We start from the raw sequence: 26,995 nt of genomic DNA on the forward strand, positions 1-26,995 counted from the left end.
ATATTTTTCCGTCTGAAAATTCGGCTATTTAGTTACATATAAGGAGGTTTGAAAAATGTCTACACAACAATTCGAAGAAGAACTTCAATACTTAAACACAATTTTAGATGAAATGGAGCGGCAGCTAACAAAGCTTGAAGGGATTCCGGTTTATTCTGGTAGTGACGTAACTGAGCAAGTACTTGAAGGAATTCGAGAAAACAATCGAAGAAATCTTCGTTTAGCTAAAAATGAACCATATTTTGGTAGAATGGATTTTGAAGAAGAGCAAAAGGATGCATTACCGATTTATATTGGAAAAGTAGGCGTATCGGACCAAGCGACAGAAAATCCAATGGTAATCGATTGGCGTGCTCCTATTGCCAGTATGTTTTATTCGTTTACAGGTGGAGATGATCTGGCTTATTATGAATCTCCTGAAGGTATTATCGAAGGCATAATCTATTTAAAACGAAACATCGTAATCCGCAAAAAAAATCTCCAACGCGTTGTAGATACATATGTTAAAGGAAATCAAGATTTATCAGTTACTGATGATTTTCTTCTTTATCGTTTAAGCGAAAACAAAGATAATCGTTTAAAGGATATTGTTTCTACTATTCAATCTGAACAAAATGATATAATACGTTCATCTAAAAATACACCTTTAGTCATACAAGGGGTTGCAGGAAGTGGAAAAACTACTGTCGCTCTTCATCGACTTGCATTTTTGATTTATCAATACCGTGAAACATTAAAGGCCGATAAAATGATTATTTTTGCACCAAACAATATGTTTCTTGATTATATTTCAAACGTACTGCCAGAGTTAGGAGTAGGAGGGATTCAACAAACAACCTTTTCAGATTGGGCATTAACTATTCTCGACTATGAAGTAAAACTTAAGGATTCATCCGAAAATCAAAAAAAGTGGTTCGCAATTGGTGCTGATCGCCTTGAAATCAATGATACTACTCCAGGGAAATGGAAAGGCTCAACCCATTTTATGAATTTTATTGATCGTTGCATGGATGATTACGAAGCCTCAGCTGTTCCTGATAGTGATTTTAAACCATGGAAAAATAAATTGATTGATAAAGAAACACTAAAAAATTGGTTTAACATTGAATACAAGCATTATCCACTTGCTAAACGAAGAGAGCGTATTATAGCAAGGCTTAAGCAATGGATTGATAATGAATTAAAGTATATTGAAGAGACGAACATAAAAAAAGAGAAAAAGAAAAAAGCAACTCAATATTTAAATACTTATATGAAGCAATGGCCAAAGCATACAGCACTTTCTTTCTATAAAACACTATTTACAAATACATCACAAGTAGATGAAATACCAAAAGATATTATTAAAACGACTTCTTTGAGTTGTAAAAAGAAAGAAATGGACCAAGAAGATTTAGCTCCTCTTGTCTATATACATAATCGGCTTTTTGGAATTGAGTCAAAGCAAAAATTTCATCATGTAATTGTAGACGAAGCACAAGATTTCTCAGCTTTTCAAATAGCCTTATTAAGGCAATTAACTATAGGAAATTCATTTACCATTTTGGGGGATTTATCTCAAGCTATCCACGAATACCAAGGCATCAATACATGGGATGAATTTTTAGATGTTTTTGAAGAGAAAGAAGTAAAATATTACGAATTAAATCGAAGCTACCGCTCTACAATGGAAATCATTCACTTTGCTAACGAAATTATTAATAAGGCCAACATACCTGTTAGTCTAGCTAATCCAGTATTTCGTAGTGGTGAAAAAGTAAAAATAATAGAAGTTAATCAAACAAATCGCATTCAAAAAATAATCAAATCAATTGAACTTTTGCAAAAAGATAATATGGATACGATTGCAATTATCGGGCGTACCGAGGATGAGTGTGCAATATTGCATAAAGCCTTATCGGACGCAGGACAAGAGGCGACCTTTATTCATGCTAAACAGAGAAAATACGAAGGCGGTATTTCTGTAGTACCAGTTTATCTTTCAAAAGGACTAGAATTTGATGCCGTTCTCCTTGTCGACGTAGATGATCTGCATTACGAAGAGTCTAAACAGAACGCTAAATTGCTTTATGTAGGTTGTACCCGTGCACTTCACAATTTATTAGTATTCTACTCAGGAAATAAGTCTCCGCTTCTTGAGAATATTAGTGCATCAGAATAACGCCAAAGTTCTTTGTTATTGGAGAACGGTTTTCAATTGTTTATATAATGAGGCCCCCTTAAGCATTAGGGGGCTCTTTTTTTGTAAAGAAATTGGGTAATCGCAATTAAAAAAGGAGAATCGCAATAAAAATATAAAATCACCAAACCCGACAAGGTATATCAGTCTAAATGGATACTATTTCAGTTCATTTCAATGAAAAAATCAAATTTGCTTTTATTCTATCTGATTCGAGCAAACAAATGAGAAAAATCAGCTACTTCTCAATAAAACGTACGATATATCTATTACAAAAAAGAAATGTGATACTTGATTAACCTACAGATAAAGAAAGAAAGTCGAACGACAAAAACATAGGATAGAAGTTCAGCGGTTATGATTATGGATATAAAAGTGGCGGCTCTTATTTAGGGTCATATTATGTTCAGTTAATGCTGTCCAAATTAATTATTCGAAAATCGATAAAACCTTAGATTTATACTTTTGGAAATTAAACTCCAGTTCATAGTTCTTACATAATTTTCCAAATAAGCCTTAAATTTGGTATTTCTTACTCATTTCAACTTGAATATTAGTCTATTAATATTAAGATAATAACTAAAAAGTGGGTGACGATCATCGAAGCAAATGAAGAAGTTGTATTATGTTTAAGGGATTTGAGAAAGGATTATGGAGCAAAATCAGTTTTAAAAGGGATTGATTTAACCGTAAATCGTGGACAAATTATCGGCTATATTGGACCGAATGGAGCTGGTAAGAGTACGACTATTAAAATATTATTGGGTCTAGAAGGGGATTATTCTGGTAGAGTCGAAATTTTTGGCGAAGAGGTCACTGTTCAAAGTGTGGAATATAAAAAGAAGATTGGCTATGTACCTGAAATTGCTGAGCTATATGATAATCTTACGGCTAGAGAGTATTTAACTTTTATTGGTGAATTATATGGAATGGAATTTAATGAGGCGGATGAAAAGGCTGAAAAATTAATGAAGGTCTTTGGCTTGGAGGAAGTTTATTTATCACGAATCGCTTCTTTTTCAAAAGGAATGAGGCAAAAAGTCCTGATTATTTCTAGTTTAATCCATAATCCAGACCTTTTGTTTTTAGATGAGCCACTCAGTGGACTTGATGCAAACAGCGTAATGGTATTTAAAGAAATACTAGATATTCTAGCAGCTCATGGAAAAACTATTTTTTACTCTTCACATATTATGGATGTTGTTGAGAAGATTAGTAACCGAATTATATTAATCAATGACGGTAAAATTGTAGCGGATGGTAGTTTTAAAGAATTAAAGGAACAAAATGTAGAAGGATCGTTGGAACAAATTTTTAATCAGCTCACAGGATTCAATGAGCACCAAGCATTAGCTGAGGAATTTGTTTCCATCGTAAAAGGGGGGTAAAAAGTGAAAGACTTCCCGATGTTAAAAATCTTAGATTTATTCCGACCTATATTTGAATTATTTGGTGTCGAGTATCCAATCATGCGGAAAATCTTAAATGTAAAATTAACAATGGATAGCCGGAGGACACCGACAATTTTTAATCAAAACAACAAGAAAAAACATAAGGATGAAGATAATGGCATAATAAAATCCTTAGGTATGTATGTGTTACTAAGTCTTATGCTCATTCCTTTAGTGATTTTTAGAAAAAGCTACATCTTTAGTATGAGTGCTTTTTTCGGAATCGTTATGTTTCTCGTGATGACATCGATGATTTCCGACTTTTCGAATGTTTTACTTGATATTAAAGACAAAGGGATTCTCCATACGAAACCTATTGCAAAAAAGACGGTTACTGCTGCAAAAACTGTACATATATCAATTTACTTGCTATTAATAACTGCATCCCTAACTGCTTTGCCAATAGTTATTGGTACATTTAAGCATGGATTTTTGTTTTTAATAATGGCAATTTTTGAACTTATTCTACTCAATTTATTTATCGTTGTCTTAACTTCGATTATTTATTATTTTATATTACGATTTTTTGATGGTGAAAAACTAAAGGATATAATTAATTACGTTCAAATTGGCCTATCAATCTCAATTTTAGTTGGATATCAGCTCGTTGGTAGAGCTTTTAGCTTAGTTAATTTAGATATTAAATTTTCTCCAAGTTGGTGGCAATTTCTAATCCCACCTATTTGGTTTGGTGCTCCCTTTGAGCTAATATTAAATCGCCACTCGAGTATCTATCTTACTTGTTTTTCCTTATTGGCAATCATAATTCCTATTATTGCAATCGGAGTGTATAACGCAATGATGCCTTCGTTTGAAAAAAATCTTCAAAAATTAACAAATAATAGTGGCATCGTCAAGAAAAAGGAAAACAAATGGAAAAATTGGCTGTCTAGTGTAATTTGTAGAAGTAATGAAGAGAGGGTTTTCTTTAGATTTGCAGATCTAATGATGCGAAATGAACGGGAATTCCGTTTAAAGGTATACCCATCCTTAGGATTATCAATTGTTCTACCGTTCGTTTTTTTATTTAATCAATTACAATTGTCTTCATATCATCATTTGGCATCAGGTAAAAGTTATTTAACAATCTATATGTCTTGTTTAATTATTCCTAATGCAATCTCAATGTTAAAGTATTCTGGTAAATATAAAGGAGCATGGATTTATAAAACTGCACCAGTAACAAATCTAGCTCCATTATATAGCGCAACTTTAAAAGCATTTATTGCGAATCTATATTTTCCTGTATATATTGTTTTAAGTTTAATTTTTATTGGTATTTTTGGTATTAAAATCATACCACATTTATTGGTTGTATTTGTCAGTTCAATATTGTATACAGTAATCTGTTCAAATTATCTTAAAGGAACACTGCCATTTTCTGAATCGTTTGATGATGCTCAAGCAAATTCTGGAATTAAAATTTTTATTGCAATGATAATTGGTGGAATTTTAGCTTTAATTCATTATGGCGTAACATTTATTCCATTTGGTGTATTTATTTACTTACTAGTCTTAATTATTGTAACTTTCATTTCATGGAAGCAAGCATATAAAACGATTTGGAAGTATTGAAATAAAAAAATGTGGGATAATTACTTCATAATAAAAAGTAGAAAGCAAATGCTTTCTACTTTTTTAATTTATGGACTTATTGAGGGAACATGCTGGAAATTTTACTAGGGATGACTACTAAGCAGTTAATTAGTACTTTATACAAGAGTGGGATATTATGGGAGTGTACACTTATTAGAATGTTTATGAAGGGAAGTTGACTATGTCGAATTTATTCAAACCGTTTAAATACAAAGGATTAGAATTAAAAAATCGAGTTGTAATGCCACCTATGTGTCAATATTCAGTTCATTTGAAGGATGGAATTCCAACTGATTGGCATTTTGTTCATTATACTAGCCGTGCAATTGGGGGGACGGGTTTAATTATTATAGAAATGACAAATGTTGAAGACCGAGGTCGTATTACAGATTATTGCTTAGGAATTTGGAGCGATGAGCATATTTCTGCTTTTAAGCGAATTATTGATGAGTGTCATAAATATGGTGCAAAAGTAGCGATTCAGATTGCTCATGCGGGCCGTAAAGCTGAGGATGCGCAAAATCCAGTATCATCATCACCAATCGCTTTTAATGAGAATTCAAAAACTCCACATGAGTTAACGACTAATGAAGTTAAAGAAATGGTAGAAAAGTTCAAAAAAGGTGTTGAGCGTGCAGTACTTGCTGGTGTGGATACGATTGAACTTCACGGAGCACACGGATATTTAATCCACCAATTTGCTTCTGCATATACAAACCATAGATCAGATGAATACGGTGAAGATAAGTTTTTATTTGGGAAAGAAGTCATCAAAGCTGTAAAAAGCGTAATGCCAGAAGATATGCCACTGATTATGCGAGTATCTGCAGTAGAATATGTAGATGGAGGCTATGACCTCGATTATTCAACTGAAATGGCTAAGGCATTCCGTGATGCTGGTGTGGATATTTTCCATATTTCTTCTGGTGGTGAAGGTCCAATTGGTTCTGGAGGAAGACCTGGGTCTCATCCTGGTTACCAAGTTAAATTGGCTGAACATATAAAACTAGAAGTGGATGTTCCTGTCATTGCAGTCGGGAAATTAGATGATGTTAACGTTGCAGAAACTGTTCTTGGTAATCAAGAAGCTGATTTAATTGCTGTAGGTCGTGGAATGTTAAGTAATCCTTATTGGGCAAATAATGCTTCAATAATACTTGACGGAAAACCTCTTACTCCTAAGCCATATGAAAGAGCTTATTAATTAAAAAGTAGATAAATTTTTTAGTCATGGGGCAAGTATATTGATACTTGCCCTGCTTGTCGTTTTTTCGTTGTTTGGAAAAAATAGCGTTCATTTGTATAATAATTCAATTCCTAAACAAATAGATTTTTGAAATCTATACAATATTTACTATAATATAGGTAAAGAACAGACGGGTGGTGAGCGGACTGGCTATGAACAAAGAAGAGCAGGTATTAATGGGTTTCAGGGAACTATATAACAAAATGGCTTGGCTTAATAAGGTTAAGATGGAAGTCGGTCTGAATGGTCATAAATCTTCAGAAGTACATTGTATCGAATCAATTGGTAGAATTGTTGATCCAAACGTAACAAAACTTGCGGAGTCTTTATATATGACAAGAGGTGCCATAACAAAAATTACTAAAAAACTGATGCAAAAAGGACTTATTGAAAACTACCAGAAGCCTGAAAATAAGAAAGAAATCTATTTTAGGCTTACAGAGCAAGGTAAAGAAATTGACAAAGTCCATGCTGAACTACATCAAGAATTTCGTGAACGAGATAAAGTAGTATTTGAGCAAGTAACCGAGGAACAATATGATAGCATGCTTCATTTTATAAAAAAATATAATGTACATTTGGATACGGAAATAAAGAAACAAGGTATAGATCTTAAATCAGAATAAAGTAACAATAAAATAATGGAAACAAAGGCAGCCAGCTTAATTGAAAGGGCTGTTTTTTTTATTTTGTTTTTTGTTGACGAGGAAACAAAATGTCGATATGATGAATATGTTTCCGAGGAAACTAAAATACGATTCTTGAAGGGAGAACTTGATGTTCAAATCTAAATCACACGATGAAATGAAAATAAAACAAACAGTAGATAAAAAAGCTTTACTATTCGGACTTATGTCAGTATTTCTATGCGGATTAGGGTTCAGCATTATTGCACCTGTCGTCCCATTCTTAATAAAGCCATATGTGAGTAATCCAGAAGATCAAGCTATTTATGTTACGATGCTAACTTCCGTTTATGCAATCTGCGTGTTTTTTGTAGCCCCAGCACTTGGAGCGTTAAGTGACAGATATGGTCGCCGTCCATTACTTTTAGTATGCCTTTTAGGTTCAGCAATTGGATACTTTGTTTTTGGGATTGGAGGAGCTCTTTGGGTACTTTTTGCTGGACGCATAATAGAAGGGATAACAGGTGGAAGCATAAGCACGATTTTTGCCTATTTTGCAGATATTACACCAAGGGAACACCGCACTAAATATTTTGGGTGGGTCAGTGCAGTTTCAGGAGTGGGAGTTGCTATTGGACCAACATTAGGTGGATTACTTGCCAAGTTTGGCTATTTGGTACCGATGTATTTTGGTGCAATTATTACTTTATTAAATTTTGTCTTTGGATTCTTTTATATGCCTGAGAGTCTAAACAAGAAGAATAGACTGAAAAAGATTACATTTGGAAGATTGAATCCTTTTACACAACTTGTTAACGTACTTTCTATAAAAAATTTAAGTAGACTTCTTGTTTCAGCATTTTTACTTTGGATACCTAATGGATCATTGCAGTCAGTATTTTCACAATTCTCAATGGATACTTTCAACTGGGAACCTGCAGCTATCGGACTTATGTTTTCGATTTTGGGTGTGCAAGACATTATTTCACAAGGATTTATTATGCCTAAACTGTTAAGGAAGTTTAGTGATGTACAAATAACAATTCTTGGAATGGTTTCGGAAGTTTTAGGTTATATTCTTTTTGCAGCTGCAGCTATATTTACATTTTATCCTCTATTTATCATTGGAATGGTTATCTTTAGTTTTGGAGATTCGATCTTTGGTCCTTCATTTAATGGAATGCTATCCAAATCTGTCGACTCAAGTGAACAAGGAAGAATTCAAGGAGGTAGCCAATCAATTCAATCATTAGCGAGAATAATTGGTCCAATCATTGGAGGTCAAATCTATGTCTCACTTGGTCATGCCGCTCCTGCTATAATGGGAGTCATTCTTATTTCAGCAGCAATACCAGTTTTGTATAAGGTACCGTTTATAAAAGGATAAATTATGCCTTGAAAAAATTTTCGAACAAAAAGGATTTTGAAACGGATCGAATTCGTTTCAAAATCCTTTTTAATTAGTTTGAAGATTATAGACATAAGTAAAAAATATTTATTAATGAACAATCTTATTTTGAATCTAATTCATTAAAAAATGGTTTGTTTGCGTAAAAATACATTACCGCCATCATAAATTCTCCACCGATAAGATTTCCAATTGTAACTGGAATTAGATTATGAAGAATTCCAGTTACGGAAATCGTATTAGGGTGATGAATTACAAGTGCAATCGCAAAAGAACACATATTTGCAATGCTATGCTCATAACCAGACATAAAGAAACAAAATACGAATAACATCATAGCTGTTATTTTTGTTCCATTTTCCGTCTCTCCAAAAGCCATGGGGATAAAAAAAGCAAGGCACACAAGCCAATTACATAAGATACCTCTAGCAAACAAATGAAAAATGGAATTATCAATTTTATGTTCAACAACTGATAGTAGAAACGCGCTTGAGTCGGGTGCGTCAAATAGTCCAGTAGTATAAATGATAAATGCAAATAAACAGGCACCTAAAACGTTTCCGATATAACTGTATATTAGAAGTTCAAAAACTTTGGGCCACTTCATTTTATCCCGTAATGCAGCGTACGTATAATAAAACGTATTTCCAGTAAATAGGTCTCCTCCACCGTACCAAATCAAAACAATTGCAGAACCAAAGGTCAATGCTGCAATTGGATAAGCAACAGGGGAATTTGCTAAGAAAAACCCATTACCTGTTTTGAATGCTACCATTACACCAAAACCAATAAACATACTTGCAAGCATACTTCTTAATACATAGCGTAAATGACTTTGTTCAAATATTTTTAATTTCTTTAAGGCCAATTTTTCAACTTCTAATAATGGTTTAATTTCCATCTAATCACCCCTTATTAATTTGAGGTTAAAGATAAAGAAATATACGAAATTGTTAGTTTGAATAAGAATCTAATAATCTCTATAAACAAGTTTGGAATTATTCTCGGTGTTCTTCACAAAAACAGAGAGTATTGATTTAGATTAGCAAAGGTTTGGATTTTATAAAATGAGCGCTCAATTTCGTACTTTTGTATATTTTTATAGTATAATTTAATTATTAAGAATTTTCCGCTAGTAACAAGTATTCGAGTGTTTCTTTATTTCTTTTTTAATAGTAATAGGATTTGAAACTAATTGGAAAAAGCTTTTTATAAATAGAAACGATCATATTGGGGGAGTTAGTTTGAAAGAGGTTATTGTAAGACCATATACATTTGAAGATGTAGAAGCAAAGCTTGAGCTTCATCAAGAAAATAAAGATCATTTTGAAAAATGGTCACCTACGTTAAGAAAAGACGACTTCTATACAGTAGAAGGACAATTAAATACGATCAAAGAGTTTATGGAAAAAAGTGCAGAAGATGCTCGCTACGATTTTGCCATTTTTGTAAAAGATAATGATGCTACTACTTTAATAGGAGAAGTTCAGTTTATTTTTGTTACAAGAGGTCCTAAACAAAGTTGCATGGTAGGCTATCATATTGGAGAAAAATTTAATGGTCAAGGATATATGACAAAAGCTTTAAAAGCAGCTCTAAAAATTGCTTTTGTAGAATTGAAATTTCACCGTGTAACTTCAGAAGTTAATCCAGAAAACTTAGCTTCTTTACGAGTACTTGAAAAAGTTGGATTTGTAAAGGAGGGCTACTATCGAAAAAATTTAAAAATTAGAGATCAGTGGTATGACCATGTTTGCTTGGCAATTTTAGAGGAAGAGTTTGCGGAAAAGATTGCACATAGTTAAAATACTTTTAAAAGATAGGCAGTTTATCTGTTTATCTTTTTTTGATGAACAAATACTTATAATTGTTGTTATTAAATATGTTTAATTGATAAAAATCATGTAGAAGGAAACAAATAATAATAAAGAGATTCGAATTTTAAATATTGCATATAAAGGATTTTTTCGAAATGAAGAAATATAATTTGAATCAAACAAGTGGTAGTATGGGTAGTAAATTTAAAATATCATTAGATAATACTTTGCTTTTTCGTTATGCATATTTTGTAAGTTTAATTTTAGTACCTTTGCTAAATTATTTTGTATATGGATTAACTCACATAGAATTATATCCACTTTACCATGTTGAGTCGATTCTTTTAGGTCTAGGATTTTGGAAAAAGCCTAAATCTTTTTTGTTTCTCAACCTATCTGTTATCATATTTGTTCGATTGTATTTTACAGATTCAATCTTAAATGTACAAAATTTTATTATTTTGTTCTTTGTGTTTTCAATTGGAACACTTTTATCTGTTGAACTGGTAAAAAACTATTTGAAAACAAATAAAAAAAAGTTAGATGTGATTATCTCTTTAGCTAAAACGCTTGAATCAAAAGATCCATATACAAGAAATCATTCTGAAAATGTAGCAAGATATTCTCTTTTAATTGCTAGGGAAATGAATTTTACAGAAAAGCAGTGTCGAGCATTATATATTGGTGGTTTGCTTCACGATATTGGTAAGATTGGTATTCCAGAACATATTCTATTTAAAAACGGTCGTTTAACAAAAGAAGAATTTGAGGTAATTAAAGATCATCCAATAATTGGCTACAAAACAATGGCCCACATTACTTCTTTTATCGAAAATGGAGTATTAGATATGGTATTGTATCACCATGAGCGAGTTGATGGGAAAGGCTATCCATTCGGCCTTAGTGGGGAAGAAATTCCAATCGTTGCCAAAATCACAGCAATTGCTGATACATTCGATGCAATGACTTCAAATCGAGTTTATCGAAATAAGCTAAACTTTGACTCGGTAATAAATGAAATAACGATCAATAAAAACTTACAATTTGATTCAGATATTGCTGACACTTTCTTGAAAATTTTACAAAGAGAAGGTCCAAATATCTTAACAAAACAAATCGATGAAAATGTAAGAAGAAACTTATTGATCGGACATTAAATAATTTGATATCAAGAAACGGCTGATTTTAAAATAATTAGCCGTTTTTTTTGATGGACAACTGAACTGATTCATTTCCGTCTTTAATTTAAAAAGAGTTGATTTAAATTTATTTTGAAGTATTATGCGAGTTATCTTAGCTGCGTTTTTAAATTAGATTTAATTTTTTCATTTTTTATTATTGTAGATTTTTCACTTTGACTTTTATAGTAGTATTTGAGTTCTTATTAGCGCTTTTCGATATTTTAATCGTTCGATCAACGCCCTTATTTGCACGTCCACCTTTATTTCAATTACTCATTCTTTGAATTATTTTCTATAATTCTAAAATAAAGAGCCCATAAATGTTACACTTTCTCTCTGTATACAAATAAAAAAATAAGGATTTAACAAATCATTTTATTGCTGTGTTTCGAGAGTTTACGACAATATTTTCAAGATATTACAAAATTTTAACAATAAAAATAAAGGGATTTTGGCAATTATTATCTAATTAGTAAGTAAAGGAAGTTTTTATACTCTCTTTTCTAATTTCGATAATTTATTTATTTGTAGGATGTCCAAAGGAAAATTATAGTGAAAAAAGAGGAGTGGTAGGGATGAATTTCTATATTTTATCAGAAGAACATGAAAACCAAAATATTCATTATTATTGTATAGCTGCAGGTAGCCATCGCTACGACTTTGCAATTATCTTTTCAGAAAAATTTCTCGGGAAAGCAATGGTAGTCTCGATCCAAAGTGGAAGAATGGTCTTACTTTGTAGAGAAGATATCGACCACCCAGAACATTGGGATCAAAAACTTGGAATTGCAACCGAAGACATCTCAGAACTTGAGCTGTTTTTCCATTCAATCTTGGACCAAAAATTGTTTAGTGATCAATATTAGAAGTAAGAGTCTCCGATTTTTTCGGAGACTCTTTTTATGTAATAAAAAAATACATATTTAATAGAAGAATCTATGGAAAAATGTTTCACACTAAAAAAATTTACGACTTTAAACGCTACTCTTTAATTTATATTAATTAAAAATTAAAGTACTGAAATAAAAGTATTCCGTTTTTGAATGTTTTTTAGTAGTTCTTTATTCCTGTTTCAATTTCAAGAAGGTAGGTATTTCCGTGTGAAAAATTTCCAAATATATAAAATTTCAAATTCAAAAGTTCTATTTTTGGCGGATTTAAAAGGAATTTACAAATGTTCACTAGAAAATAATTCCAAAGGAAAGGAGGTAAATGATATGATAGTTTAAGAGGTTGATATAAAAAAATGAAATTAATTCGAATTAATTTCATAGATAAATATAATCAAACCTTAAACTTTCAAAGAATTGCTTAAGTTTTTTACTATTAAATAGGTAAAAGGGGCGCAACAATGAAGAAAAAAAATTATTTAGCTTTACCTGTTACGACTATGCTGTTATTTTCTAGTATTTATGCTGGAACAGTTCAGGCTTCTTCACTAACGGGTTCAAATTCGGTAGTGGCGAATCAGGTAAACTCTGGGAAAAGTCTTAGAAAAAGCCAAATGAAGGAAGTAGCGAAAGCGAGCAATAAAGTAGTACACGCTAAAAAGTCTGAATCTGCAATCGAATCAAAATTAAGAGAAAAGTTAAAAAATAACCAATCTCAAATCAATCATAATTACCAAACAGGCGAAGTAATTGTTAAATATAAAAAGCATGTGACTACGGCTGCAATCTCGTCATTTCAGAAAAAATATTCATTAAAATCATCAAAGAAATTCAAGTCTTTAAATGCAGAATTAGTTAAAATACCTTCTGGCGAAAGTACGAATGAATACATAACTAAACTAAAAAAGGATCAGAACGTAGAATCTGTCCAACCTAACTATAAATATTTTGCTTCTGACTTAAATAATGCTCCTAACTATTATGATCAGTTATGGGGACTTAACAATACTGGTCAAACAATAAATGGAAGTAATGGAGTAACGGATATTGACGTAGATGCACCTGAAGGTTGGAATCAATATAGTTCTAAGCTATCAGAAGTTGTTGTTGGTGTTATCGATACAGGTGTAGATATAAACCATCCGGATTTAGCTGGTAAAATTTGGACAAATACAAAGGAAACTCCTAATAATGGGATAGACGATGACAATAATGGATATGTTGATGATGTCCATGGTTGGGATTTTTATAACGATGATAACACTGTATATGATGCACTTGATGGAGACGAGCATGGTACTCATGTATCCGGAACAATTGCTGCTGCATTAGAAGGAGCAACTACAGCTGATAACAAAGGTGTAGTCGGTGTTGCTCCGAACGTAAAAATATTACCTTTAAAATTCATTGGTCCTTTTGGTGGAACATCAGCTGATGCGATCGAAGCAATTGAATATGCAAAAAATATGGGTGTAAAAATTACGAATAACAGTTGGGGTAGTGATGAATACGATCCACTACTTGAAGAAGCAATTGAGAATTCTAATAGTTTATTCGTAGCTGCAGCTGGTAATGACGGATGGGATAACGATGAAGGCGGAGCATATCCTGCAAGTTTTGAAAGTTCAAACATTTTATCAGTAGCTGCAGTTGATAACAAAGGCAAATTAGCAGATTTCTCGAATTATGGCGCTGATTCTGTTGATGTAGCTGCACCTGGTGTTGATGTTTTCAGTTCAGTTCCTAAATACCCACTTGATGAACTTACAAAATCATTAAAAATTGATCAAGCAGGAGCATCAGCTCAAACGACTGGTGATAATTACAAGGCGATCTTTGATGGTATTGGGTATGAAAAAATATCTGATTCAGAAAGACAAGGGGCATTTGACAAAGCATTAAATTATTTAGATTTAACGGATACGAATAAGAAAATTTTACTTGTACAAGACGATGAAAATGATATGAGTCAATTCTTCTCAGACGACCCAGAACTTTCAAAAATCTTTAAAAACTATTTACCAACCTATCAAACTCTATTATCAAAATATAATTCTGTAAAAACAGTTACAATTAACTCTGATGAGTCAATTTCTGATTATATGAGCGCAAGCGACTTATCAACGTATGATGCAGTAGTTTGGTTTACAGGTAATGCTGTTGGATTTATGTCTGATGATGGCAGCACTTTAACAAAAACTGATACTGATCTGTTAAAAGGTTATTTAACTAATGGCGGTAAATTATTATTATCTGGTGTTAACTCATTATCAGGGCAAGAGAAATCTTCACTAGTAAAAGATATGTTACATTTAAATGTATACTCTGATATGGGACCTAGTTTGAATGTAGAAGGTTTAACTGAAGGAATCTATAAAGATACAAAATTTGATGTAAATAAATTTGATTTCCCGTACTATATGGCTGATTTTGTACAATCAAATGATCCAAAAACAATTGTCAATTCAAAATATGTTTCAGATTATTCACAAGCATATGATTATTATAGCGGGACATCTATGGCAACTCCTCATACAACTGGAGCAGCTGCTATTTTATTAGGATTAAATCCAAACATGTCTCCAGAGATGCTTAAGTTATACACTAGTGCAAAAGGTAAGAAACTTGATTCCTTAAAAGGTCTTGTCGGCACGGAAACCATTGTAAAAACATCAAATCTAGATAAATTCGATGATAATGAAACACCAGGAGTTCCGTTAGATAAAAGTGTATTAAATGGTAGTTTAAATTCAAAAACTGATAAAAATGATGTATATGCAGTAGCTTTAAAAGAAGGACAAGGTATTAATTTCACTTTAAACGGTCAAACAGGAAGCGATTTCGATTTGTATGTGTATGGTGAAAAAACACCTACTGTAAATAATAAAAATGGCATGGTTGCTTACTCAGAAAATCAAAAAACATCAAATGAAACAATTAATTTTGTAGCACCTGAAACAGGTATTTACTTTGTGAATGTGTACGACTACAGCGGTTCAGGAAAATATAAGCTTTATACTGGTAATTTCGGTGGAACGTATGATGTTGAATCTAGTGCAATCACTTACAATGGAGGATGGATGCCTTCATTTAATCCAAAAAAACCAAACGAAATGGCTGCAATGATTAATTCAGTTGGTGATGCTAGTTTTTCATTTGTAGGATATAGCGTTGAATGGCAAGGCTTCAAAGATTCATCTCAAGGTATTGCTGATGTTTATATTGACGGTAAAAAGGTTGCTTCACCATCACTTTATTCTAGTACATTAAAGTCTAATCAAAGTCTATTGAAATATGATTTTACGAATTACGGTACACACTCAATTAAAATTGTTTGGACTGGTAAAAATGACCCAGCTGCTAGAAAATCTGCTACAGGGATCAATTTTGATAAATTTATTGTTAAAAGTAACCCTATTTCATTGAAGTCTTCTTATGATACTTTTAAGAAAAGTCCAGTTATTTCATGGACAGCAACGAAATTAGCTGAATCATATAGCATTTACCGTAAAGAATCTAAACAAACTGATTATGTACAATTAAATAAAACACCTATTACTACAACATCTTTTGCGGATACGACTGCAGTACCAGGAAAATCTTATAACTATGTAGTGGTAATCAACACACCTGATAAAACAGAGTCACCTTTCTCATCTGCTATAACTTATGTTGTTGATGATGATATTAAAGGTAGTCTTCCATTAACAGGTACAGCAAAAGGAACATTAAACAGAGATGCAAAAGATTTAAACGACGTATGGTCTAAAACACTAGAAAAAGGCAAAACATATGAAATTGCCCTAACTGGTTCTACTAACACTAACTTTAATCTTTCATTATTCGATATTGGTACTACAACAATTTATGGTAAAAAAGCATTGAAAACATCAACAAGTTCAGCTTCTTCTGAAAAAATTGTATTTAAACCATCTAAAACTGGAAAATATTATATCGTTCCTACTGCATTAAAAGGATCAGGACAATATAGTATTTCTGTTTCGGTTCAAACAACGAAAACAGTAGAAAACACAGATAAAAATGTTAAATATACTGGAACTTGGAATAAACTAAAATATACAAATGCTTCTGGTGGAACGATTAATGAAACAAAAGGATCTAAAGGATCTCTTCAATACAATTTCACTGGAACAGGAGTTACAGTATATGCTTTAAAAGATAAAAATATGGGTAAAGCTGACATCTATATTGACGGTAAAAAAGTAAAACAAATTGATCTTTACTCATCATGCCGCAAATATAAAGTAAATGTATTTAATACTCAAAGTCTATCAAATAAAGCACATACGATTAAAATTGTTGCTACTGGAACAAAATCTCGTGCTGCAACAAACAAATTAATAAATGTTGATTCATTTAAAGTTACACAATATTCGATCGTTAAATAACAAAGCCATCGATTGAAACAAAAAAATCCTGATTCACCCTTTTTAGGGTAACAGGATTTTTTGTTTGCTTTATTTCCTATATAAAAATTTACTTTTTTAAAGGAAAATAAATGTTGGAGGTTTTAATGAAATTTTCCGAATAATAAAGACGTTTTATAAATGAATTTGGTAAAATTAAGCAAAAATAGGATGGTCATTCGTTGGCTAGTCTAGTCTTTTAATAATAGTGTTTTTACAATACATACTTATATGCTAACCTATTGAAAATAGCTTGGTACTAACTGTCACTTTTTCAAGTGAAGAGTAATTATTTTATAATTTAAAGGTATTTTTGAAAATAGTATTGATATTTGAATAAAAAAAAGAAAGTTTGGTGCTGCCAAGCTTTCTTTTTTTATCTTGTTATATTTAAAATTACTGTTTGAACGAAATCTTTAAAATACCCATCTAATATTTAACCGAGTTTCTCCGCCAACTCTAAAATAATTCCCTCTGGACCACGAACATAGCATAATTTATAACTTTCTTCATATTGCTCTATTTCACTAAAGATTTCCGTGCCCTTATCTTTTAATTTTGCAATAATAGCTTCAAGGTCTTCGACAGCAAAGCAAATATGTCGTATACCCAGCGTATTTGCAAAAGGTTGCTGATGATCTCTTTCATCTGCTGGAGTAACAAATTTGACTAGCTCGATCCATGTCTGAGCACCTGGCATGCCCAATCCTATACATGCCGTTTTAACACCTTTAAGCCCAACTATTCTGTCCAGCTGCTCACCTTCCAATTCCCATTCCGCGTGCACTTCAAGTCCTAAATCTAGAAAAAACGCTTTGGCCTCTGAAAGGTCATTTACGTTTATACTCACATGATCTATTCGATTAATTTTCATATTCATACCTCCTAGTTCTTGTTATTTCCATACTTGTATTTGTATAAGGTTTGTTTGAAATTCTAATTCGCTTAAACTAGAAAATATCCTTCTTTAAGGAACCCATTTACTTAAATAATAAAATAGCTATATTCATTCATTACCCATCAATTTTATAAGCTTCGATTCTGTGTTCGTATTTTCAACAGGTGTATAGACGCTGCATCTTAGATCAACATTTCCTTGCACTTGTAATGAAGTTAAATTAAATTGCATTTTCCCTGTTTTTGCATGTCTAAATTCAATTAACACTTCAGGTGCTGAACTTACTTCGCTTTCATTCCATAGCTCATGAAACTCAGGATAGTTTTCCTCCATTTCACTAATAAATAATGTATACCACCGATCTCCAACATATTGCCCGTAATATGTACGGAAAATTGATAAAAATCCTTTTACAAAATGCACCCAATTTACTGCTAAAGTTTTAAACTCTTTTCTAGAAAAAAGGAGCTCAATAAGATTGCGTTTTTCTGGTTCAATTTGAGAAAAATCTAGGAAAACGTGGGCCGCTGCTTGATTCCACCCAACTATATGGCATCTTCGATCTGAAATAATAATGGGGCAATATCGTAGTTCCTGGACTATTTTTTTTAGCGCTGGACTAATAATTGTTTCCTCTTCACCTGAAAATGAACGCTTTTCCACTTCTGGTAAGGCAAGTGCATAAAAATAATTGCGTTCATCTTTATTTAATTGCAATGCATCTGAAATGGCGTCTAATACAGAAGTAGAGACTTTTATATCTCGTCCTTGTTCTAGCCATGTATACCAAGTAGTACTCACTCCAGCGATTTGAGCAACTTCTTCTCTTCGTAGCCCTGGAGTTCTTCTACGAGTTCCAAGTGGCAAGCCAACCATTTGCGGACTAAGCTTAGAACGCTGTGTTTTTAAAAACTCTGATAGTGCTTGAAGTCTGGTCTCTGGTTTCATATTTAAACTCCTTTCTAAAACGTAGTATAAATTATACTAGGATAAACTACAACTTGTAATAGGATAAATACGCGTTAAAATAAAGAAAAACACTTGGAGGAATTAGTATGAAAAGAATTGTAATTACTGGTATGGGTGTTATTTCACCTTTAGGCAATGATGTTGAAACGGTATGGAATAACCTATTAAAAGGTCAATCTGGTGTCAGTACAATTGATACGATTGATGTGTCAAATATTAAAACAAAAGTAGCAGGTATTGTCCGTGATTTTAATGCAGAAGAACGATGGGGAAGAAAAGAAGCTAGAAAATTAGATCGTTTTTGTCAATTTGCTTTAGCAGCTGCAGAACAAGCACTGGAAAACTCACAAATTCAACTTGATAAAATTGATCTCGAACGATTAGGTGTTTATGTAGGTTCAGGTATTGGAGGAATTAATACGTTCATTGAGAATGTAAATCTTCTAAATGAACGTGGACCAAGTCGAGTAAGTCCAAGCCTAGTACCAATGATTATCTCAAATGCCGCAGCAGCTCAAATTAGTATTCGATTAGGTGCACTAGGTCCTTCATTATCTCCCGTAACAGCGTGCTCAATAGGCAATTCGTCAATCGGTGAAGCCTTTAATACAATTCGTAACGGAGAAGCTGACGTGATATTTGCGGGTGGTACAGAAGCAGCTATATCACAAGTATCCTTAGCTAGTTTTGGTAACGCAAAAGCTTTATCGACGAATACAGATCCTACTATAGCTAGCAGACCCTTTGACGCACAAAGAGATGGATTTGTCATGAGTGAAGGTGCTGGATTATTAGTATTGGAATCTTTAGAGCACGCATTACAAAGAAATGCACCAATTTTATGTGAGGTAATTGGATATGGAGCAAGTTCGGATGCGTATCATATGGTAGCCACACATCCAGAAGGGCGTGGAGCTTATATTGCGATGAGAAACGCATTGAACCGAGCAAATATTACGATTGAAGATGTGGATGTGATCAGTGCACATGCTACAAGCACACCGTTAGGCGATGTTTCAGAAACACTTGCAATTAAAAAGTTGTTTGGCGAACAAGCTAAGCAAATTCCAATCACAGCTAATAAATCAATGCTTGGCCATATGCTTGGTGCAGCAGGTGGGGTAGAAGCAATTTCTTTAGTGAAAAGTTTACAAGAAGGTATAATACCTCCAACGATAAATTTAACACATCCTGATCCAGAATGTGATCTAGACTATGTATCAGAAGGAGCAAGAAAGAAAAATTTGACGATTGGTATCTCCAACTCATTTGGATTTGGTGGACACAATTCAGCAATTGTATTGAAAAAGTATGAATGATACATTGTAAAAGATAAAAAAGTAAAAGCCTTTTTTAACAAAGGCTTTTTATTTTTGATTTAATCTCATTCATATTATTACTTAAAATATTTTTCAATTTAACCTATTATATAGAATTTTGTCCCAGTATATTTTTTAGCGTCTTTAATCTGTCAGAAAATGTGTTTTTTCCTATCATTTTTGATCGTATTTCAGTTGTGATTTTGTCCCTATTAGAAGACTCATTAATAAATTTATGAATTAAATCGATACAATTTTTCTCATCAGAATATCGAAATAAACTTTCTATTTCCTCATCGACAAAGGGATCTATTTTGTCATTAATCAACTGAAACCCTCCGCTTAAAGCAATATCAAAAAATCGATTATTTACACTACGATTGATTACATGAAATCTATTTTTATTTAACAAAAAAGTAGACTCTCTATGAGGGTTTAAAATGATTTTTGCTCGATTATACCAATAATTAACAATATTTGGAGGAATCCAATTCGTAACAAATCGAATGTTTTTCTTTCTTTGAATTGAAATATTCAAGGATTTTCTCCAATTTTTTCCGATTAGGACTATTGAATAATTTGTTAAATCAATGATTGATTGCACTAATTTAATTCTACTTGGATAAGGATAACCTATTAATAACAAATCGAAATCTTTATTTCGATTAATCGGCTTAAAAATATTCTCGTTTGTTGCTAAAGGGAGATAATGAATCTGCTTATCTCCAAGTTTAGAATAAAATTCACAAGATGACTGATCAATGGAAAGAATACAATCTGCATATGGTAGCAATTCATAACTAACATCAATATAGAAAGGATCTTCTGTAAACCATAGAATAAGAGGGATTTTCATCTCATTTATCAGTTTTAGTAAATGGATTGGTTTTGAATTACCAATCATCATAAATATATACGTTGGTTTAATTGTTAAAATCAAATTCTTTAACATTGTCTGATTCGTACTTATTGGAATACTGATTAGATCAATTTTTTCGGAAGATACTTCTTTTAGCCATAAATCAAAATAAGAATAGATGCCCTTATAAGCTGACTGAAAATATAAAACTTTCATCTACTAATGGTATCTAATAGATTCTATTTTTGATGCAATCAAAGCTACGATGACTTCCTCACTCGGAGAAAGTGAGCTAAATTCTTTCAATGTTATAATATTTGTCAGCGCGTTAAATGTAACGAATTGTGCTGGTCCAATAGTGTCTCCCGAGTCTGTCGTGATAATAATAACTTGTCCTGCTATAAGATTTTCAACTAAGTGTTGGAAACTGTTCAAATTTTACCCACCTTATTATAAATTTTCAATTCAAAACTAATATATGAAAAGTTTTAAAAAAGTTACTTGTTTTTATGTATTAGTTGAAAATTAGTAGATTTAACTAAAATTTTGTTAAAAAACGTAAAAGGTATAGCATTAATTACTAGTATTAATATGAAATATAGTAAATTAGTCGCGCAATTAGTCTACCGATCGTTCTATTTTTTACGATAATTCTACTAAACTTGTTTAATATAGTTTTCTTTCCTATTACATTTAATGAGACAGTTCATACTGTATAGAGAATGTTAAAAAAAGGAGGGGAAGTTTTGACAAAGGTTTCAATCATAATGACTAGTTTTAATAAACCAGAATATATTTCAAAATCAATTCAGTCGATACTAAATCAAACTTTTACTGATTTTGAACTGCTATTGATGGATGATAATTCCAGCGAAGAAACTTTAGATAAGATCAGGCCGTTTCTAAGTGATCAGCGAATTCGATTTTTTCAAAGTAATATAAAAACTATGAAACAAAGAGTAGAAAAGGTTCGATATGCAGATTTAATAAATCAAGCCTTAACGATCGCAAAAGGTGAATATATTTCATATGCGACTGACGATAATTGCTATCGAAAAAACCGATTAGAAAAAATGGTCCACTATTTAGAGAATCACCCTAAGGTAATGATTGCCTACTCAGCTTCATTAGTAAATATTTTAAATGAAAATAAAGAAATAATTAATACAAAATTAAGAGCAACTCATGGTATTGTTTCAGTAGCATCTTGCCAAATTGATCATTGTTCTATTATGCATAGGAAATCAATTCTACCTATCATATATGAAAAGTTTGGTTCTTATTGGGATGTTGATCCAACATTTTATCGAATTGGGGACGCTCGATTTTTTTGGCGATTAAATCATTTTTGGGATTTTTATCCAATTACGGAAATATTAGATGATAACTTTATTACTGAACAATCAATTCATTTTCAATTGGCACAAAAAGAACAAAATGAATTTATTAAACTGTTGCCAGAGCAGAGAACATGTAAAGAATTAAGAGAAGATATAAGATTTAAGAAAAAAAATGGAGGGATAAGATGAGTCATTATCTCTCAAACTATTGGTTACTTTATAGTGAATTTATCAACCTCTTTAAAACTTTGACATATAGAAATATACCAATAGCAATCATGACCAATTTTTATCAACAAATCGATGAAGAACTTAAATTATGTATGGAGAAAAAAGATTTTCAAACACAATTAAAACATGCGACGATAAACGACACTACTGATATTCAACCTTTTTTTGCTAATCTAATTCCTAAAATGACTAATTCGATTAAAAATGTTGAAAATGGAAATGTGTTAATTAACCTAGACTACCTTAGAATTACGGGTAAAAAAATAAACGAATGTTTCAATAAAGAAAAAACCGTCATTCTATCCCGCTCAAAAAATCCTACCTACTCAGATCTCCCAAATTTATTTATTGGAAACTTTAAAATCGATACAACCGAATCCTCAAAAAAAATAATCGAAACTGCTTACGAACTATTTAATAAATTGAAAGAACATCCAGCATTTGGTAATGCATTTTTTAAAAACACATTTTTACAAAGAATTCCTTTAATTGTAGATGCGATTGCGACAGTATTTAATTTATACGAACAAAACGCTATATCTACAGTGATCGTCGGAACGACAGAGGATATGGTTAGTCGCGCTCTTGGAATTGTCGGGTTAATGAACGGTATTCCTAGCATCTGTCTTCAACATGGAATCCTAATGGGTGAAGAAGCATTTATGCCAGTGTTTACTAGCAAAGTCGCCGTTTATGGTGAATATGAGAAGAGATGGTATATAGAACGTGGACTTGACTCAAAAAGAATTGCTACAATCGGTCATCCTAGATATGATGACATTTTTAACTATCCAAAAGTTAGTAAAAATGAATTTCTTAAAAAATATAATCTAGATGAAAATAAAACAACAATCTTAATTGCAACTGGTCCAAATACAAATTCGAATCAGTTTAAAAAAATGATTGATTTACTTGTGAATAATAATACTTTCCAATTATTGATAAAGCCACATCCTTGGGAGCTAGCAAAAAATAGAGTTAAGTTATATGTAGAATTAATGAGGAAATATAAGTCTGTTCAAGTAGTTACAGATCGTATTGTTAATACGCATGAATTAATAGCGAATTCAGATATCATAATTGCATCGTTATCTACTGTAGCTTTAGAAAGTTGCTTATTCAATAAACCTACTTTTGTCTATTACTTTGTCATAAGTAATCGGCAATATGATTACTTCAATCGATTAGATAAATACACACAAAAAGATCCAGATGAATTAGTAAAAACACTATCCACTTACTGTTACAATTCTGATGAAAAACAAAATTATGAAAATATAAAAAATAACTTTCTAGCAGATTCCTATCATGTGAAAAATTCTGGCAAAGAACTTTTTAACTTAGTTTGCGAATTAGCAAGAGGTGATAACTAATGTTTTTTAAGAATAAAAAAATTTTAGTAATCGGTGGAACAGGTACGATTGGTAAAAGTATCGTAAAGGAACTTTTAAATGAAGAGCCAGATGTGATTAGAATATTTAGTAGAGATGAATATAAACAATTTAATTTAAAAATTGAATTTAATCATGATCCAAGATTAAGATTTTTAATAGGCGATATTCGTAATTATGAACGTTTAGTAAGTGCAATGGAAGATATTGATTATGTATTCCATACAGCTGCGATGAAGCATGTTGAATTTTGTGAATATAATCCATTTGAAGCTGTCTTAACGAATGTAATCGGAACATACAATGTCATTTCTGCTGCAAAAAATCAAAATGTTAAAAAGGTCGTTTTTACAAGTACCGATAAAGCTATTTCACCAACGAATAATTATGGCGCAACAAAATTAACTGCAGAAAAACTTATCTCTTCAGCGGAATATTCTAAGGGGTCAAAACACACAATTTTTTCAAGTGTTCGATTTGGCAATGTAATTGGCTCGCGAGGTTCAGTCATTCCATTATTTATAAACCAAGTAAAAGAGAAAAAAATCGTGACAGTAACTGATTTAAATATGACGAGATTTATGATGACATTAGAACAAGCTACAAAACTAACTATTGAATCACTAAAAATTGCTCAAGGTGGCGAAACATTTATCTTAAAAATGCCAGTCATTAATTTAAAAGATTTAGCTGAAACAGTCATTGAAGAAACGTCTATAAAATGTGGCATCGATCCTTCTGATGTGAAAATGATCGAAATTGGTTTAAAACCTGGTGAAAAAAAATATGAGGAATTAATGACTTACGAAGAATCACTCGTCTCGTTTGAATTGCCAGATTTATATATTATCCCATCATTTTTTTCAGCAAATAAAACTTATATAGGAGCTAAGAAGACAAAACCAGGAACATATAGCTCAGCAGGTGAAATCCCTATAAATAAAGATCAAGTAAGAGAAATAATACGAAAAGAAAATCTGATCTAAGGAGGAGTTTAATGAACGTATTAGTGACTGGTGGTACTGGGTTTATCGGTAGGTGGATAGTTGGAAAATTACTAAAAGATGGCCAAAAAGTATGGATTGTAGATAATTTATCGAATTCATCTATTGAAAATGTGAATGAATTTATTGGGAATGAGAATCTCAAAGGGTTAAGAATTATCGATTTAAAAGACCGACAATCAATTCAGGACCTGTTTAGTAGTATAAAATTTGATATTTGCTATCACTTAGGAGCAAGTATTAATGTACAAGATAGTATTGATGATCCAGAAACAACTTTTAAAAATGATACACTTGCAACTTTTTATTTATTGGAAGAATGTCGGAACTATCATGTGAAATTAGTGTTTATGAGCACTTGTATGGTATATGAGAAAGCCTACAATGATGATGGAATTAATGAGAAATCTCCAACTAAACCCGCTTCACCTTATGCAGGCTCTAAAATTGCTGCAGAAAATATGGTTTTGTCATACTTTTTTTCCTATGGGTTACCAGTAGTCGTTTTAAGACCATTTAATACGTATGGTCCATTTCAAAGAACTGGTGGTGAAGGTGGCGTCGTTTCCATTTTTATCCATAATAAATTAAAAGGATTACCAATTAATATTTATGGCGATGGGACTCAGACTAGAGACTTACTTTATGTAGAAGACTGTGCTGATTTCGTTGTAGAAGCAGGATATAATGATCTTTTAAACGGAGAAATTATTAACGCCGGGTCTGGAAAAGATCTTTCAATTAATGAATTAGCGGCAAAAATTTCGAAAAAACAAGTTCCTATTTACCACATTCCTCATATTCATCCTCAAAGCGAAATTCCAAAACTATTATGTAATTTTCAAAAAGCCGAAAAGATTATGCTATGGAAACCAAAAATAACTATTGATGAAGGTCTACAAAAAACAGAAGATTGGATCAAAAAAACGATTGCAAATTTGAGTGATTCTACAAATGGATAAAGAGAAATTAGCTATTTATGGTGGACAACCTGTGCGCGATCATTTCCTACCATATGGGAAACAAGTCATAAATGAAGACGACATTCACTCAGTTATAAAAGTATTAAGTAGTGATTTTATTACAACAGGTCCAACGATTGTACAGTTTGAAAAAGAGATTGCTGAATATACAGGGGCTAAATATGCTGTGGCATTCTCAAGTGGAACCGCTGCTTTACACGGTGCTTGTTTCGCAGCAGGAATTGGTAAGGGTGATGAGGTTATCACAACACCAATGACATTCGCTGCAACTTCAAATTGTGTCTTATATCAAGGAGGCATTCCAGTATTTGTTGATATTGATCCAAAAACCTATAATATCAACCCTTCACAGATCAAAGAGAAGATAACCAAAAATACAAAAGCGATTATTCCTGTTCATTTTACAGGTCAACCAGCGGATCTTGAGCAACTTTTGGAAATTGTAAAAGAGAATAATCTTATTATGATTGAAGATGCAGCGCATGCTTTAGGAGCTAAATATAAAAATAAGAAAATTGGATCAATCGGTGATATGACAATGTTTAGTTTTCATCCTGTCAAACATATCACAACCGGTGAAGGCGGAATGATTACAACAAACAATGAAGAATACTATCAAAAATTAATTCAATTTAGATCTCATGGAATTGTGCGAGCTAAACATTTATTGAAAGAAAATCATGGTCCGTGGTATTACGAGATGCATTCGCTTGGCTTTAATTATCGAATGACAGATATTCAAGCATCACTTGGCATATCGCAATTAAAAAAACTAGATTCATTTATTGTTAGACGAAAACAAATTAGTCGTTTTTATACGCATGAATTAGCATCACTTAAAGATCTTATCTTACCTTACCAAGATAAAAACGGAGACTCAAGTTGGCATTTGTATATAATAAAACTTAAATCTCGTAATCTCAATGCCAATCGCAAATTAATTTTTGAGGCATTACAAAAAGAAAATATTGGGGTAAACGTTCATTATGTACCTGTTTATTACCATCCTTATTACGAAAGTTTAGGTTATATAAAAGGTAGTTGGCCAGTGACGGAAACTTGCTATGAAGAGTTCATTACATTGCCATTACATGCAGGAATGAGTGATGAAGACGCCAAGGACGTTGTAAATGCTGTAAAAAAAGTTTTAAATTACTTTTCGAAAAGTAGATTGTAAGTA

21 protein-coding genes are annotated in these 26,995 nt (G+C 32.0%); 16 read left to right on the plus strand and 5 right to left on the minus strand.

Going from position 1 to position 26,995, the window contains the following annotated elements:
• Positions 1–55: 55 nt before the first annotated feature.
• The 6 genes from ACFCYN_RS19090 to ACFCYN_RS19115 all read left to right on the plus strand — a co-directional run bounded on the left by ACFCYN_RS19090 (position 56) and on the right by ACFCYN_RS19115 (position 8,485).
• On the plus strand, positions 56–2,161 hold the full coding sequence (locus ACFCYN_RS19090) for a HelD family protein (RefSeq protein ID WP_375951042.1): 2,106 nt from the start codon (positions 56–58) through the stop codon (positions 2,159–2,161).
• Positions 2,162–2,769: 608 nt separating this feature from the next.
• Positions 2,770–3,567 (plus strand): ABC transporter ATP-binding protein, encoded by a 798-nt coding sequence (locus ACFCYN_RS19095; RefSeq protein ID WP_375951044.1) that lies wholly within the window; start codon positions 2,770–2,772, stop codon positions 3,565–3,567.
• Positions 3,568–3,570: 3 nt separating this feature from the next.
• Positions 3,571–5,205, plus strand: coding sequence for a hypothetical protein (locus ACFCYN_RS19100; RefSeq protein ID WP_375951046.1), 1,635 nt, complete (start codon positions 3,571–3,573; stop codon positions 5,203–5,205).
• Positions 5,206–5,407: 202 nt separating this feature from the next.
• The gene (locus ACFCYN_RS19105) at positions 5,408–6,430 is read left to right on the plus strand and encodes an NADH:flavin oxidoreductase/NADH oxidase (protein WP_375951047.1); all 1,023 of its coding nucleotides are present in this window, start codon (positions 5,408–5,410) and stop codon (positions 6,428–6,430) included.
• Between the two features lie 194 nt (positions 6,431–6,624).
• Entirely contained in the window at positions 6,625–7,098 is a 474-nt protein-coding gene (locus tag ACFCYN_RS19110) for a MarR family transcriptional regulator (RefSeq protein WP_375951049.1), read from the plus strand.
• 151 nt (positions 7,099–7,249) lie between these two features.
• Positions 7,250–8,485, plus strand: coding sequence for an MFS transporter (locus tag ACFCYN_RS19115; RefSeq protein WP_375951051.1), 1,236 nt, complete (start codon positions 7,250–7,252; stop codon positions 8,483–8,485).
• Positions 8,486–8,609: 124 nt separating this feature from the next.
• On the opposite strand, the gene ACFCYN_RS19120 is transcribed toward ACFCYN_RS19115, so the two are convergent.
• Positions 8,610–9,407: a formate/nitrite transporter family protein gene (locus ACFCYN_RS19120; protein ID WP_375951053.1), complete on the minus strand. Its 798-nt coding sequence runs from the start codon at positions 9,405–9,407 to the stop codon at positions 8,610–8,612.
• Positions 9,408–9,750: 343 nt separating this feature from the next.
• Here ACFCYN_RS19120 and ACFCYN_RS19125 point away from each other — a divergent pair, with 343 nt between their 5' ends.
• From ACFCYN_RS19125 to ACFCYN_RS19140, 4 genes are all read left to right on the plus strand, one after another.
• Positions 9,751–10,311, plus strand: coding sequence for a GNAT family N-acetyltransferase (locus ACFCYN_RS19125; protein ID WP_375951055.1), 561 nt, complete (start codon positions 9,751–9,753; stop codon positions 10,309–10,311).
• Between the two features lie 167 nt (positions 10,312–10,478).
• The gene (locus ACFCYN_RS19130) at positions 10,479–11,480 is read left to right on the plus strand and encodes an HD-GYP domain-containing protein (protein WP_375951057.1); all 1,002 of its coding nucleotides are present in this window, start codon (positions 10,479–10,481) and stop codon (positions 11,478–11,480) included.
• Positions 11,481–12,079: 599 nt separating this feature from the next.
• Entirely contained in the window at positions 12,080–12,370 is a 291-nt protein-coding gene (locus tag ACFCYN_RS19135) for an SAV0927 family protein (RefSeq protein WP_375951059.1), read from the plus strand.
• A 485-nt stretch (positions 12,371–12,855) separates the two neighbouring features.
• Positions 12,856–16,803, plus strand: a complete 3,948-nt coding sequence (locus tag ACFCYN_RS19140; protein ID WP_375951061.1) for a S8 family serine peptidase — start codon at positions 12,856–12,858, stop codon at positions 16,801–16,803.
• 454 nt (positions 16,804–17,257) lie between these two features.
• Here the strand turns inward: ACFCYN_RS19140 and ACFCYN_RS19145 are convergent, their stop codons facing one another.
• Positions 17,258–17,695 carry a VOC family protein gene (locus ACFCYN_RS19145; protein WP_375951063.1) on the minus strand — a complete coding sequence of 146 codons (438 nt, stop codon included), beginning with the start codon at positions 17,693–17,695 and terminating at the stop codon, positions 17,258–17,260.
• Between the two features lie 132 nt (positions 17,696–17,827).
• Positions 17,828–18,667, minus strand: a complete 840-nt coding sequence (locus ACFCYN_RS19150; protein ID WP_172444576.1) for a helix-turn-helix transcriptional regulator — start codon at positions 18,665–18,667, stop codon at positions 17,828–17,830.
• A 107-nt stretch (positions 18,668–18,774) separates the two neighbouring features.
• On the opposite strand from ACFCYN_RS19150, the gene fabF reads away from it, so the two are divergent.
• The gene (gene fabF, locus ACFCYN_RS19155) at positions 18,775–20,007 is read left to right on the plus strand and encodes a beta-ketoacyl-ACP synthase II (protein ID WP_375951066.1); all 1,233 of its coding nucleotides are present in this window, start codon (positions 18,775–18,777) and stop codon (positions 20,005–20,007) included.
• Between the two features lie 106 nt (positions 20,008–20,113).
• Here fabF and ACFCYN_RS19160 read toward each other — a convergent pair whose 3' ends face one another.
• Together ACFCYN_RS19160 and ACFCYN_RS19165 are read right to left on the minus strand one after the other, a co-directional pair.
• Positions 20,114–21,082, minus strand: coding sequence for a CgeB family protein (locus ACFCYN_RS19160; RefSeq protein WP_375951068.1), 969 nt, complete (start codon positions 21,080–21,082; stop codon positions 20,114–20,116).
• A gap of 3 nt (positions 21,083–21,085) precedes the next feature.
• Positions 21,086–21,301 (minus strand): hypothetical protein, encoded by a 216-nt coding sequence (locus tag ACFCYN_RS19165; RefSeq protein ID WP_172444579.1) that lies wholly within the window; start codon positions 21,299–21,301, stop codon positions 21,086–21,088.
• A gap of 311 nt (positions 21,302–21,612) precedes the next feature.
• Between ACFCYN_RS19165 and ACFCYN_RS19170 the strand changes: the two genes are divergently transcribed.
• Genes ACFCYN_RS19170 through pseC form a run of 5 tightly spaced genes read left to right on the plus strand, consistent with a single transcriptional unit; the run spans position 21,613 to position 26,992 of the window.
• Positions 21,613–22,395, plus strand: a complete 783-nt coding sequence (locus ACFCYN_RS19170) for a glycosyltransferase family A protein (RefSeq protein ID WP_375951070.1) — start codon at positions 21,613–21,615, stop codon at positions 22,393–22,395.
• Entirely contained in the window at positions 22,392–23,810 is a 1,419-nt protein-coding gene (locus ACFCYN_RS19175) for a CDP-glycerol glycerophosphotransferase family protein (protein WP_375951072.1), read from the plus strand. The genes ACFCYN_RS19170 and ACFCYN_RS19175 overlap by 4 nt, the downstream gene beginning before the upstream one ends.
• A complete protein-coding gene (locus tag ACFCYN_RS19180) occupies positions 23,810–24,814 on the plus strand; it encodes an SDR family NAD(P)-dependent oxidoreductase (RefSeq protein WP_172444582.1) in 1,005 nt (334 codons plus the stop codon). The genes ACFCYN_RS19175 and ACFCYN_RS19180 overlap by 1 nt, the downstream gene beginning before the upstream one ends.
• Before the next feature lie 11 nt (positions 24,815–24,825).
• Complete coding sequence (locus ACFCYN_RS19185; RefSeq protein ID WP_375951074.1) at positions 24,826–25,794, plus strand: NAD-dependent epimerase/dehydratase family protein; 969 nt, start codon at positions 24,826–24,828, stop codon at positions 25,792–25,794.
• Positions 25,787–26,992 (plus strand): UDP-4-amino-4,6-dideoxy-N-acetyl-beta-L-altrosamine transaminase, encoded by a 1,206-nt coding sequence (gene pseC / locus ACFCYN_RS19190; protein WP_375951076.1) that lies wholly within the window; start codon positions 25,787–25,789, stop codon positions 26,990–26,992. Before ACFCYN_RS19185 ends, pseC begins: the two co-directional genes overlap by 8 nt.
• Positions 26,993–26,995: the final 3 nt, after the last annotated feature.

This window comes from Gottfriedia sp. NPDC056225, assembly GCF_042267765.1.
Lineage (GTDB): Bacteria > Bacillota > Bacilli > Bacillales > Bacillaceae_G > Gottfriedia.

What these genes read in the sequence shown, in the direction of transcription:
- ACFCYN_RS19090 (WP_375951042.1), top strand. Translation starts at nt 56, where the DNA reads ATGTCTACACAACAATTCGAAGAAGAACTTCAATACTTAAACACAATT.
- ACFCYN_RS19105 (WP_375951047.1), top strand. Translation starts at nt 5,408, where the DNA reads ATGTCGAATTTATTCAAACCGTTTAAATACAAAGGATTAGAATTAAAA.
- ACFCYN_RS19110 (WP_375951049.1), top strand. Translation starts at nt 6,625, where the DNA reads ATGAACAAAGAAGAGCAGGTATTAATGGGTTTCAGGGAACTATATAAC.
- ACFCYN_RS19115 (WP_375951051.1), top strand. Translation starts at nt 7,250, where the DNA reads ATGTTCAAATCTAAATCACACGATGAAATGAAAATAAAACAAACAGTA.
- ACFCYN_RS19120 (WP_375951053.1), bottom strand. Translation starts at nt 9,407, where the DNA reads ATGGAAATTAAACCATTATTAGAAGTTGAAAAATTGGCCTTAAAGAAA.
- ACFCYN_RS19130 (WP_375951057.1), top strand. Translation starts at nt 10,479, where the DNA reads ATGAAGAAATATAATTTGAATCAAACAAGTGGTAGTATGGGTAGTAAA.
- ACFCYN_RS19135 (WP_375951059.1), top strand. Translation starts at nt 12,080, where the DNA reads ATGAATTTCTATATTTTATCAGAAGAACATGAAAACCAAAATATTCAT.
- ACFCYN_RS19140 (WP_375951061.1), top strand. Translation starts at nt 12,856, where the DNA reads ATGAAGAAAAAAAATTATTTAGCTTTACCTGTTACGACTATGCTGTTA.
- ACFCYN_RS19145 (WP_375951063.1), bottom strand. Translation starts at nt 17,695, where the DNA reads ATGAAAATTAATCGAATAGATCATGTGAGTATAAACGTAAATGACCTT.
- ACFCYN_RS19150 (WP_172444576.1), bottom strand. Translation starts at nt 18,667, where the DNA reads ATGAAACCAGAGACCAGACTTCAAGCACTATCAGAGTTTTTAAAAACA.
- fabF (WP_375951066.1), top strand. Translation starts at nt 18,775, where the DNA reads ATGAAAAGAATTGTAATTACTGGTATGGGTGTTATTTCACCTTTAGGC.
- ACFCYN_RS19160 (WP_375951068.1), bottom strand. Translation starts at nt 21,082, where the DNA reads ATGAAAGTTTTATATTTTCAGTCAGCTTATAAGGGCATCTATTCTTAT.
- ACFCYN_RS19175 (WP_375951072.1), top strand. Translation starts at nt 22,392, where the DNA reads ATGAGTCATTATCTCTCAAACTATTGGTTACTTTATAGTGAATTTATC.
- ACFCYN_RS19180 (WP_172444582.1), top strand. Translation starts at nt 23,810, where the DNA reads ATGTTTTTTAAGAATAAAAAAATTTTAGTAATCGGTGGAACAGGTACG.
- ACFCYN_RS19185 (WP_375951074.1), top strand. Translation starts at nt 24,826, where the DNA reads ATGAACGTATTAGTGACTGGTGGTACTGGGTTTATCGGTAGGTGGATA.
- pseC (WP_375951076.1), top strand. Translation starts at nt 25,787, where the DNA reads ATGGATAAAGAGAAATTAGCTATTTATGGTGGACAACCTGTGCGCGAT.